Raw genomic sequence first — 11962 nt, 5'->3', positions numbered from 1 at the left:
TCGACTCAGCACACGTATGAGCCACGACGAGTTTCCGACGGACCAGCCAGCGGTGGTGACGTGCGGGTTGCCCTACGCCAACGGGGACCTACACGTCGGCCACCTGCGAACGTACGTGGGCGGCGATTCCTTCGCACGCACCCTCGAGATCCTCGGCCAGGAGACGGCCTACGTTTCCGGGTCGGACATGCACGGAACGCCGGTCGCCGTCAACGCCGAGCAACAGGGCGTCGACCCCGAGGACTTCGCCCTCGAGTGGCACGAGCAGTACGCCGAGACGTTTCCGAAGTTCAACGTCGAGTTCGACAACTATGGGCACACTCACGACGAAACGAACACGGAACTGACCCAGGAAATCGTCAAAACGCTCGAGGACGAGGGCTACATCTACGAAAAGGAGATTCAGGTAGCCTACGATCCCGTGGCCGACGATCACCTTCCAGACCGCTACGTCGAAGGGACCTGTCCGTACTGCGGCGAGAAAGCCCGCGGTGACGAGTGCGACGAGGGCTGTCAACGCCACCTCGAGCCGGGCGAGGTCGAGGATCCGAAGAGTACGATCACTGGCAACCCGGCCGAGTACCGCGAACGGACCCACAAGTTCTTCCGCGTCTCGGAGTTCGAAGAGTACCTCACCGAGTTCCTCGACGACCTCGAGGGGACTTCGAACGCCCGGAACCAGCCCCGTCAGTGGATCGAAGAGGGCCTGCAGGACTGGTGTCTCACCCGCGACATGGATTGGGGAATCGACTACCCGGGAGCGGAAGAAGAGGACATCGTCCTCTACGTCTGGGTCGACGCGCCCGTCGAGTACGTCTCGAGCACCAAGCAGTACGCAGAGAGCGACGAGGGCGAGGACTACGACTGGGAGCGGGTCTGGAAAGAAGACGGCGAGATCGTCCACGTCATCGGCCGGGACATCATCCAGCACCACACGATCTTCTGGCCGGCGATGCTTAAGGGGGCCAACTACAACGCGCCGCGGGCGGTCGCCGCGACCGGGTTCATTACGATCAACGGCAAGGGGCTCTCGACGAGCCGAAATCGCGCCATTTGGGCGAAGGAGTACCTCGAGGAAGGGTTCCACCCCGATCTGCTACGATACTATCTGATGACGACGGGCGGACTCCAGCAGGACGTCGACTTCTCCTGGGACGCGTTCCAGGAGAAGGTAAACGGCGAACTCGTCGGCACGGTCGGCAACTTCTGGTATCGGAGCCTGCTCTTTGCCTACAGAAACTACGACGGAACGCCGGACGTGGGCGTCTCTCCGGACGTCGAGGATCGCATCGAGGGAGCCATCGGCGAGGTTCGCGAGGCCGTCAACGACTACTCGATCCGCGGGATCGGTCAGGCCGCGACGCGACTCGCGCAGTTTGGCAACGAGTACATCCAGCGCCACGAGCCCTGGAAGCTTACGGATGACGACCCCGACAAAGCCGCGCAGGTCATCCGGGACTGCGTTCAGATCGCGAAAGCCGTCGGCGTCCTCATCGCGCCGATCACGCCCGAGAAGGCCCAGGCGCTCTGGGTGCAACTCGGCGAGGACGGTGCCGTCGAAAACGCGCGGATCGAGGACGCGCTCGAGGCCCCGCCGCGTCGCTTCGATGAACCCGGCGAACTCTTCGAGAAGATCGAAGACGAGCGCGTGACCGAACTGAACGAGAAACTCGCAGACCGCGTCGCCGCCGCGGGAGACGATGCGGAGGACGGCGAGGAAGATGCGGCCGAAGACGAGACGGGGGGCGACGTCGACGACGATAGTGACGCCGACAACGACCCCGCAGGTGACCTCGAGCCCCTGCTCGAGGACCGAATCGGCTTCGGAGAGTTCCAGGACCTTGACATCCGCGTCGGACAGATTGAGGTCGCCGAGGGGATCGAGGGTGCGGACGACCTCGCGCGACTCGAGGTCGACATCGGCTTCGAAACCCGGCAGGTCGTCGCGGGGATCAAGCAGTTACACGACCTCGAGGAACTGCCCGGCGAGAAGATCATCCTGTTGGCGAACATGGAACCGGCGGAGCTGTTCGGCGTCGAGTCAAACGGCATGATCCTCGCGGCGGGCGACGAGGCGGATCTGTTGACGACCCACGGCGACGCCGACATCGGCGAGAAGGTTCAGTAGCGGATCGCGAGCGTTCGTCGCTTCGTTCGAGTTTTAAGTCGACTTCTTCCGAAGCGGAACCGTATCAGACGGGAAGACGAACGAAATTCCAGTAGTACAACAGCCAGCAGAAGCCGGCCGCGGCACAGACGACGAGCGTGTAGTGGATTCGCGAGCGCCGGCTCCAGGACCTGTCTCGCCAAGCGATAATCGCGTAACACGCAGAAATCGCCGTTCCGGCGACGCCGAGGAGCGGGAACACGAACAACGCGGTGAACGCCAGCGGCGGATCGCTCAGTAGCGTGTACGGGTACAAAAGCAACAGGCCGACGGTTCCGAGAACGAACCCGAACAGACACGCGATCGTCGCGCCGGCCGTCCAGCGACCCCACCGACGCGGATCCGTCAGAGTACCGGTCTCGAGGTTCCGTTCGCTACTGCTCGAGAACCCAGCGGTTTCCACCGAAGCCGTTCTCCCGGCGGCCGGCCCGCTCGCATCCGGTTGTCCGCCGGATTCGAGCTCGGGATTTGGACTCGACGTGGAACGCGGTTCGTCGTCGCTCGAAGCGTAGCGCTCGCCCGAGGCTGGCGCTTCCGTCGAAACGCGTTGTTCCGGTGGGCTATCGTCGTCCGACTCGCCGTCACCGCGAAGCCAGCGCCAGCCTCGAGCGAGCGGCCAGCCGACGGCTCCGGTGAGCATCCCGAGCGTCGTCGCGCCCGCGACGCCAGCGTGTGCGGCGGTCGATTCGTACCACGATCGCCGCTCGAACGCGTGAAAGCCGAGGAAGAGGTATCTAACCTCGCCGTCGTCCTCCCCGAAGGCCAGGAGTTCGTCGCCGTCTTCTTCCTGAAAAGAAGCGGTTCGCGTTCGATCCACCGCGTCTCGCCGCCGAGGTCGGTCACGAGCGCCCCGTCGTCGTCGACAGACACGTCGATTGATCCGGCCTGTACGACCGACCAGAACTTCGCGGACTCCGACTCCGCGACGTTGACGCCGCGATAGCTCCCCTCGAGTTCGTCGGCGCGTTCGGGGCGACCGTCTGGCTCGACCGCTTCGATTTCCGACGATTCCTCGAGCGGCAGGTATTCCTCGAGAAACGCGTCGACGAAGTCGGCACTCGCACCGGTGGCGCTGTCGGTGTTGTACACGAGAAAGAGCCCCAGATCGTGTTCGGGGGCGAGCAGGAGCCGGCTGTGGAACGAACCCGGTATCTGGCCGTCGTGTTCCAAGAGGCGGCTCTGGCCGCCGGAGGAATCGTCCTCATTGCCGGAATCGCCGGCGGTGCCTCGAGAACGCTCGAAAAGCCCGAACGCGATACCGTCGAGTTTCTCGTGGTGGGTGAACCACCGTTCGTGCATCGCATCGACCGTCTCCTCCTCGAGAATCCGTTCGCCGTCGGCCATTCCGCCGCCGAGGTGTGCACGCATAAACGCCCCCATCCCCGTCGCGGTCGTGGCCATCGATCCGGCGGGCGCGAGCTCCAGGGACAGCTCCCGCGTTTCCTGAGGCGTTCCACCGAGCGTGGTGTACCCCGTCGCGAGGCTGGTATCGGATTCCTCGGGTACGGGCTGTTCGAACGTCGACGTATCCATCCCCGCCGGTTCGAAGATGTTCTCCTCGACGTATTCTTCGAAGGGAGTTCCGGTTACGTCCGCGACGACCTGGGCCGCCAGTGCGGTCCCGTAGTTGGAGTAGGACGCGACCGTTCCGGGTGGCCGCACACGTTCGGGTTGCTCTTCGTTGAGAACCGTCGGAAGCGACCGCAGGTCGTCGGGATCCCGGACCCACGTCCCCCCGTATCGCTGTTCGAATCCAGCTGTGTGCGTGGCGAGGTGGGCCATCGTGATCGGGTCCCACTCCGTTTCGGGGACAGACACCGACTCGAGGTAGGTCGTGATAGCTTCGTTCGGATCGATTCGGTCGGCTTCGATCAGTTGCATCACTGCAGTCCAGACGATGGGTTTCGACACGGACCCGACCAGAAACCGCGTTTCTGCCGCGCCGACGGCCGGACCGTCGACCGACACGTCTCCGTACCCTTCCGCGAGCACGAGCTCGTCGTCGTGAACGACGGCGACGGACGCTCCGACGATGTCGTGTTCCTCGAGGCTCGTTTGCATGGTTTCGTCGACGAACGACTCGAGGCCCTCGAGATTCCGCATCTCGAGCGAACGACTACGATCGGGTTGCGGTGCGGTCGAGTCCGGTCCGTCCGATCGATTCGATGAATTCGTCTCGGATTCGGCGCGGCCGTTTCGCGGAACACAACCCGCGATCGATGCGGCTCCGAGGAGGGCGGATCCTGCGAGAACCCGCCGACGGGAACGTGGATTCGACATTGAACGAGTCGATTCGTTGTGATCCCGATGACATATGTGTTTGGAGCAATCATTTTCTCCCGAACGCCGTTCGAAGCGTGTTCGCTTCACCCGATCTAGAAACAATGTCCAGACAGCACCGAAAGCGGGACGAACGCCCCGTCGACCCGTTCAAGCCGCTCGGAAACGAAACCCGCCTCGAGATCCTTCGGACGCTCTACGATCACCGCCAAACTGTTTCCGTTACCGGCGACCAGCTTCCGTATTCGACGCTTCGAGAGCGAGTCGGCGTTGAAGACAAGGGAAACTTCAACTACCATCTCAGACAGCTTCGCGAGCAGTTCATCGAGGAAGGCCCGGACGGATATCGGCTGACCTTCGCTGGCTTCGAAATCGCGAAGGTGATCGATATGGACGCCTGGCGGTCTCACGAGGAACGCGGGCCGGTTTCGCTCGCCAACGGTGACGAATGCGACGGTTCTGAGGAGGCGGGTATGGTCGGTGTCGTCAGTGGCGAGACCGACAGCAACCACGACACGTCGCTGACGGCGGTGTACGAGGACAGCGTCGTCAAAATTCGGCGGGGAGAGACGACCTTGTTCGCACACGCCGTTCGACCCGCCGGCGCAGCAGGTCGTGAGATGTCCCCCCTTCTCGAGGTCGCCTCGACGTTGTGGCGTCACACGATCGAGCAGATACTCGAGGGGATCTGCCCGTACTGTCACACCACAGTCGAACGATCGCTCACGATCGAATCGGACGGACCGTGGGAGTACTCGTTCGCGGCGAACTGCCCCGAATGCGGTTCGCTGGGTGGATCACACGTCGGCACTGCACTTCTCAATCACCCCGCGGTCGTCTCGTTCTACTGGGATCACGGCATCGACGTTCGCGACCGCCGGTTCTGGGAGTTCTCGTTCATCGGCGACGAGACTGTTACCGTCCTCGACGAGGAACCGCTCGAGTTACGAATCGATCTCGAACTCGACGGCGATCGGCTCGCCGTCGTCATCGATGACGACGTGTGCGTTGTCGACACCGACCGATCGGATCCGTTGGCGTAAGTCCAGTATTTACGGGATTTGTACCGATTAGCGGGTGACGTCGGTTAATCCTCGTCGAGATCCACGAACGAGCATCCAACTGAAGATTCGAATCACTGATCGACAGCAGAGCTTTTCGACGATCACTCGATTATCCCTGTGTTACGAGTTGCCCAGCATGAACGTAGCTCCGTTCGCGGTGAGTAAATTCCTCGTCGTGTAGCCTCGACGAGACCGAGGTGAAGATGACAGGGAGACTCATCCCCGTGAAGAAGTTCGGCCGATCCTGAACCTGGAAGTGAAGGTGGGGCTCGGTCGAATTCCCAGAATGGCCACACCGTCCGATCTGGTCTCCCCGTTCGACCTGCTCTCCCGGCGAAACGGTGATGCTTCTCGCCTCGAGGTGGGCCAGAAGGGAGTATTTGTTCTCATCGTGTTTGATCGTTACGTAGTTCCCTCTGAGATCGTATTGGAGCGGATCTAGCCAGCCGGTTGTTCGATGGTAATCGCGATGCTCGTTTCGGACGGCGACGACCGTCCCTTCGGCCGGTGCAAGGACCGGTTCCTCGAAACAGTAGTGCGCCTCGGGCCCGGTCCCGCCGTCGTGCGTCGTTCCGTCTTCGTCGGTGATTACGAAATCGTACGCGTAGCGTTGTTGTGGGATCGACCACGAGTGGGAGTACCGTTTGTCGGGACTGCCGTTCAATACGGTCCACGTCCCATCGAACGGCAGTCTGTAGTCCACGTCGCTTTCGTGGCCTTCAGGCGTCGGAAGGCGTCCGCGGTATCGGCCGACGATCATCGCGTACCCGATCCACTGTAACATGGTCTGAAACAGGACGATCGGTTGTAGCATCGTCGCCATCGAAAGCAGGCTCCGAACCGGCCCGAACCGATACCCGGATTCGATCCACGATCGAGGCTCCGGTCGATCATCGGATTCGCCAGCGCGTCTTGTTCTCAGGTCGATGATGTATTTGAACCCACTGAGCACGAGCGGAACGAAAAAGAGCAGTGAGAAGAGGAAAAACAACGCCGTGTACTCGAGTGCACTGACGTACCCGTCTAGAAAACTCAGTAGACCGATAGCGCCGAGGAGACCGAGCCGATAGCAGCGGTCCGACAGGCGATCGATAGCCGTCGTCTCGGACGATCGATTGGGTGTGGTAGGGTGTGTTACCCGTGAAGCCATACTGCCTATTTGCAGACACAGATCATATAGATTGAGCCATTCGCGAACGCGCTGTTACAGTGATCCATAGAGAATTATTCCCCACTCATCAAAAATCCAACCAACGTAATTATCAACCCGCCAAAGAATACTGGTGCTATCCAGTCGGGCGGACTAAATTCTATAAACACTGCCAACCCAATTGCCATTATCGTAACCTGTAAGCCAATAATCCCTACAAGTATTTATTTTCATTCATGGTTGATTGTCATGTAAGAAGTATAAAATCCATCGGTGGAGATTTCCTACATATCTATATTGGATGCAGAAAATGTTTCTGTTAGGCTTTCAGATTCATAGTGGCGTTCATCATCAACTCCTCCTGAAAATTCAGCCTCTATTGAGCAGGTATTTACATTCGGGTTGCCAGGAGAAGCTTCAAAAAGAAATACCGCAGAATTCCCAAGCTCTTGATTACTGTCGCCACCATGGGAACCAGCATTGAACAAGCTACCGTATTCATAATGTGTTTCGACAGAGGACCCAGGTTGGGTGTGGTCATGTATCTCATCAACCTCAGTGCTTGAAGGGGTCAATGAAACTTCTCCATAAGGACCGGAAGAATCGGCCCCGAAGGTAATATCAGTAAGATCTACACCTCCATATAGTCCTCCATCAGAATCATTTAATGGTGCATAATTGACTATATCAGTGTTTCCAAAGAAATCCTGTTCTATTTCGGTATGATAGTTGAATCCAACAGGATCAGTCACTCCAGGAGTGGAGGAGTTCAAGTTCTCGCCAGGAAATAGGAGACAACCTAGTGTACAACCGAACTGGAAGTTTCCATCAACGTCACCCGCCTGCCACATCCTGGCGAACAAATTAAAATGACCCAGTGTAGCAGATCCTGCACCATCTATATGCACATATTGTTCATCATGCAGAGTCCCGATAGGTTCTCCCCAATCAGGGTCTGAACCAACTACATCTTCACCATCGTTAAGCGCAACAACTTCTTGGCCCTCAATATCTTGAATGGCGTTTTCAATTATTTCTTTCCTTTCTTCTTCAGAGACATTGGAAGGGGCTCTAACTTTTCGTTCATTTGGCGCACCATCTTCCCAACCGAAATAATATGCAATCAATTCCGTTTCAGCATTACTATTTTTATCATAGTTCTCTTCCAAATCGTTCTTAACTACAATACTCCCATCATTGATATCTATCACCCCTTTATCACCGGGTTTGGCAAAGTTTTGAATTTTATTTTCTTGGACTCGCTGAATTTGCTTCAGTGGAAGTCTATTATTACCAGTTGCTGAAATCAGAATGCCATCATCCATTTCGTATCGTTCAACTTGATTCTCGTCTGTTTCAGAATTATCGTCAGCTAAGACATTTCCTGATATAAGTGTGGATCCACAGAACACAGACCCTGTGACTGCAACATACTTTCTCCGCGAAACTCCACTATTGGAATTGGCTCTGACCATATCTAATAGCCATACCCATAGATAATAAACTCAATGAATTACTGACTTATTGATACTATTGCTCAATAGGCACTGATGGGCTGAAAGCCTGCTAAGTCCACTCGCATGGATGAACGAATGGGGTGGCAAATGCTGACAACTAGACAGCGCACGTCGTCGAGGACCCAGCCTTCGTCGTCATTATCAGGACGCTTGTTATGTGCTGTCTCTGTTTCTTCGTCGAACGCGTCTGTAACGCGTTCTTCGAGGATTTTATCGGCGTTTTCTGGCCGAGAGGGGCGCTTTGGACGTGGTTTAGCGTAGGACTGCCCGAGGTTCCGGAGGAATCGACCGAGGTAGTCAGGGTGGTACTCAACGTCGAACTCTTCGTCCAAGAGCTGATGAACTTCCTGTGCTTTCCAGGGCTGTCCCTCTCTGAGGAGTTCTAGAAGACGCTCTTGGTCGTCTTCACCGAGCTTCGGGGGCCTCCCACTTCCGAAGCTCGGTGTTGACTGACCAACTCCGCCGTCATTCCATCGACGCGCCTAGCGACTTCCGGTCGAGGCAGATTTGCCAACGTCGTCGGCTGCTTGCTCATACGTTGCACCCTTGTAGAGACGTTTGACAAAAGTGAGCCGCTTGATGATCTTTGGATCGTCTGCTTTGTCCAGCAGACGATCTAACTCCCCCTCACTCAAATGACGAACGAGATCGCCCCGTCGGTCTCCGCCCATCACCCGCTCATCTCAGTCCATGCCCATAACTTCCGTCACTCAGTATGTCCGCTGTCGAACGATGTGTTACTGGTTGGACGCTATGGTGTTCACCCAACTCAGCGCGAGCCCGATAAACGTAACAACCAATCCGCCGAAGAAGGGGAGCGCCACCCCTTCAGGCACGTCCCATTCCACAAAAATGGCAAACCCGATCGCCATCACTGTCAGTTGCAATCCGAGTATGCCGAGCAGAACGCTTCGTTCACTCATACTCTGGATAACGAATTGACGTATCAAAACCCTGTCGACGAGCGGTCGATCCCGCTCAAACTTCATCGACGAGATCCGCGAAATCGTCCGTGTCGATGATTTCCATCGTCTTTGCCTCGAGGCCGTGTCTCCGAAGCGTCAGCGCGGACTTGAACGCGCTCTCGCGGTCGGGTGCCTCGAAGATGACCAGGAAGTCGTGACTCCCGAGCATCGCGTAGGAGTCGACGAGCTCGGCCTCGTGCTCGGTGAACTCGCCCTTGATCTCGCCCCAGATCGAGGCCAGTTCCTGGACGTTCTGTACGTCTCGGTCGGCGACGTCGACGAACGCGGTGTAACTGGGCATCATCGGGGCTACTTGACTACCGGAGAAAACGCTTTGGCCGAAACGCGTGTTCGAAAAAGATAGACTCGAGTTCGAGTAAGTCACCACAACTTTTTTGCGGTGCTCGCGCTACCTCTGGGCATGAGAAACGCAAAGATCGTCTGTACGCTCGGTCCGGCGACGAACGACCGGGCGACGATCGCCACGCTCGCGGACGCGGGAATGTCGGTAGCTCGACTCAACGCCAGCCACGGGACGCCGCAAGATCGATCCGATCTGATCGATCGCGTCCGAGCAGTCGACGAGGAGAAGGATCGCCCGGTGAGCGTCATGCTCGACATGAAAGGGCCGGAGATACGGACCGCCCCGCTACCGGAGAACGAAACCGTGACGCTCGAGGCGGGCTCGGAGATCCGATTCGTCGAAGGCGACGCCGCAAACAGCGACGAAATTGGGATCTCGCTGACGATCGATGCCGTCGAAGCGGGCGACCGAATCTTACTCGACGACGGCCTGATCGAGACAACCGCCCTCGAACTCGATTCCGACGGGATACGGGCTCGCGTCGAGACCGGCGGGGAACTCGGCGGCCGGAAGGGCGTCAACGTTCCCGGCGTCGACCTCGGACTCGACATGGTCACTGGGAGCGACCGGGCCGACCTCGAGCTCGCCGCTGAGAAGGAAGTCGACTTCGTGGCCGCGAGTTTCGTCCGCGACGCGGACGATGTCTACGAAGTCAACGAGGTACTCGAGAATCTGGGCGTCGATATTCCGATCATCTCGAAGATCGAACGCGTCGGCGCGGTCGAGAATCTCGAGGAGATCATCGAGGCCTCCTACGGCGTGATGGTCGCGCGCGGCGACCTTGGCGTCGAGTGCCCGATGGAGGACGTGCCGATGATTCAAAAACGGATCATCCGGAAATGTCGCGCCGCCGGCTGTCCGGTCATCACGGCGACGGAGATGCTCGATTCGATGGTCCACGCGCGCCGTCCGACCCGAGCCGAGGCCTCCGACGTCGCAAACGCCGTCCTCGATGGCACCGACGCGGTCATGCTCTCAGCCGAAACCGCCGTCGGCGACTATCCGGTCGAGGTCGTCGAGACGATGGACAGCATCATCAGGGAGGTCGAATCCTCCGAAGAGTACGCGGAGGTCCTCGAGCAACGAGTCCCGACAGCCGGAGACGCTCGAACCGACGCGCTGGCCCGGTCGGCGCGATTTCTCGCGCGCGACATCGGTGCCGATGCGATCGTCGCGGCGACCGAATCCGGCTACACCGCGCTCAAGACGGCGAAGTATCGTCCTGGGGTTCCGGTCGTCGCGTCCACACCGAGTCACGAGGTCCGCCGGAAGCTCGCGCTCTCGTGGGGCGTCACCCCGCTGTACGCCAGCGTCTCGGATCAAGGGGCCGACGCGGTGGTCGAACGGGCGGTGCAGGCGGCACTCGATGCGGGCGTCGCCGACAGCGGCGATACCGTGGTCGTTCTCTGTGGAATGATGACCGAACTCGAGGGGGCGAACACGACCAACATGCTGAAGGTCCACGTCGCCGCCGACGCGCTCGCGACGGGTCGCGTCGTCGTCGACGGACGCGTTTCCGGCCCGCTCACGCCGCTTTCGGACGGCGACCTCTCGACGGTACCCGACGGAGCGATTCTCGCGATCGACTCCGAGTTCGCCGACGAATTCTCCGGCGATCTCGAGAAGATCGGCGGGATCGTCGACGCGAGCCCGGGGATGACCGGCTATCCCTCCCTCGTCGCTCGAGAGATGGACATTCCGATGGTCAGCAATGCGGACCTGACCGAAATCGAAACCGGAACGACGGTCACGATCGACGCCGAGCGCGGGGTCGTGTTCCAGGGTGCGGTCAGAGGCCGGACCGACCGACCGAACTGAGGCGTTTCGAGCCGGCGGCGAGTACCGCGGATTTTTGTCGGCGGGGGTTCTAACACGGATATGACTGAGGACCCGTCCGGACCCGAGTCGGACGACGAACCCGCCGGCGGGAACGGGGACGGTGAGAGCGACGCTCCGTCTCGAGACGAGCCGAACTCCGACCATGATCCGTTCGACGAGACGTTCATCGTCAAAGAGGCCGAAGAAATCGATTCGAAGACCGAAACCGACGACGAATCGTCGACGGCCGGCAACTCGTGGCTCGACGAGTCACGGATCGACGAGGCGGATTCACCTGATGAGAGACGACCTGCCGAGAGACAGACGGACGGTCGACGGGCCGAACAGTCTTCCGGCCCGAGCGACGACCACTCCGGTGAGGACTGGGGTCGTATCCCGATCGACCTTGCAAGCGACGATGATCGGACAGCCGAGTCCGCGGATGCCGACGCTCGATCCGACGACGAAGACGATGCACATCGGCCGGAACCGAGCTCGACGCCGGTCGTTCCCGGCGATCCGAGCCTCGAGGGTGCAGTGTTCGTCGTGCTCGGTGCGGTCGCAATGGTTCTGGTGATGTTCCGACTCGCCTCGGTGATGATCGCCTGAGCGGGGCAGTAAACATTTAATCGGGGCG

General features: G+C 59.3%; 10 protein-coding genes and 1 pseudogene. 4 read left to right on the top strand and 7 right to left on the bottom strand.

What is annotated here, in order from left to right:
• The first annotated feature begins 16 nt into the window (after positions 1–16).
• Positions 17–2128, top strand: coding sequence for a methionine--tRNA ligase (metG, locus tag ACYQ14_RS06415; protein ID WP_459886114.1), 2112 nt, complete (start codon positions 17–19; stop codon positions 2126–2128).
• 64 nt (positions 2129–2192) lie between these two features.
• Here metG and ACYQ14_RS06410 read toward each other — a convergent pair whose 3' ends face one another.
• Together ACYQ14_RS06410 and ACYQ14_RS06405 are read right to left on the bottom strand one after the other, a co-directional pair.
• Positions 2193–2570 (bottom strand): hypothetical protein, encoded by a 378-nt coding sequence (locus tag ACYQ14_RS06410; protein ID WP_459886112.1) that lies wholly within the window; start codon positions 2568–2570, stop codon positions 2193–2195.
• Positions 2513–4447 carry a serine hydrolase domain-containing protein gene (locus tag ACYQ14_RS06405; protein WP_459886110.1) on the bottom strand — a complete coding sequence of 645 codons (1935 nt, stop codon included), beginning with the start codon at positions 4445–4447 and terminating at the stop codon, positions 2513–2515. The genes ACYQ14_RS06410 and ACYQ14_RS06405 overlap by 58 nt, the downstream gene beginning before the upstream one ends.
• A gap of 104 nt (positions 4448–4551) precedes the next feature.
• Here ACYQ14_RS06405 and ACYQ14_RS06400 point away from each other — a divergent pair, with 104 nt between their 5' ends.
• Positions 4552–5490 (top strand): winged helix-turn-helix domain-containing protein, encoded by a 939-nt coding sequence (locus ACYQ14_RS06400; protein ID WP_459886107.1) that lies wholly within the window; start codon positions 4552–4554, stop codon positions 5488–5490.
• Positions 5491–5620: 130 nt separating this feature from the next.
• On the opposite strand, the gene ACYQ14_RS06395 is transcribed toward ACYQ14_RS06400, so the two are convergent.
• From ACYQ14_RS06395 to ACYQ14_RS06375, 5 genes and pseudogenes are all read right to left on the bottom strand, one after another.
• A complete protein-coding gene (locus ACYQ14_RS06395) occupies positions 5621–6661 on the bottom strand; it encodes a M23 family metallopeptidase (protein ID WP_459886104.1) in 1041 nt (346 codons plus the stop codon).
• A gap of 284 nt (positions 6662–6945) precedes the next feature.
• Positions 6946–8136, bottom strand: coding sequence for a hypothetical protein (locus ACYQ14_RS06390; RefSeq protein WP_459886101.1), 1191 nt, complete (start codon positions 8134–8136; stop codon positions 6946–6948).
• Positions 8137–8279: 143 nt separating this feature from the next.
• A pseudogene (locus ACYQ14_RS06385) lies at positions 8280–8849 on the bottom strand (IS630 family transposase); the annotation flags it as partial.
• A gap of 66 nt (positions 8850–8915) precedes the next feature.
• Positions 8916–9101 (bottom strand): hypothetical protein, encoded by a 186-nt coding sequence (locus ACYQ14_RS06380; RefSeq protein WP_459886098.1) that lies wholly within the window; start codon positions 9099–9101, stop codon positions 8916–8918.
• Positions 9102–9156: 55 nt separating this feature from the next.
• Entirely contained in the window at positions 9157–9444 is a 288-nt protein-coding gene (locus tag ACYQ14_RS06375) for a GYD domain-containing protein (RefSeq protein WP_459886096.1), read from the bottom strand.
• A gap of 120 nt (positions 9445–9564) precedes the next feature.
• Between ACYQ14_RS06375 and pyk the strand changes: the two genes are divergently transcribed.
• Entirely contained in the window at positions 9565–11325 is a 1761-nt protein-coding gene (pyk, locus tag ACYQ14_RS06370) for a pyruvate kinase (protein WP_459886094.1), read from the top strand.
• Positions 11326–11385: 60 nt separating this feature from the next.
• Complete coding sequence (locus ACYQ14_RS06365; RefSeq protein ID WP_459886091.1) at positions 11386–11934, top strand: DUF7312 domain-containing protein; 549 nt, start codon at positions 11386–11388, stop codon at positions 11932–11934.
• Positions 11935–11962 lie beyond the last annotated feature (28 nt).

It is taken from the genome of Halostagnicola bangensis (assembly GCF_054653435.1).
The sequence above is the reverse complement of the archived record's forward strand: the minus strand, read 5'-3'. Positions and strand labels throughout refer to the sequence as shown.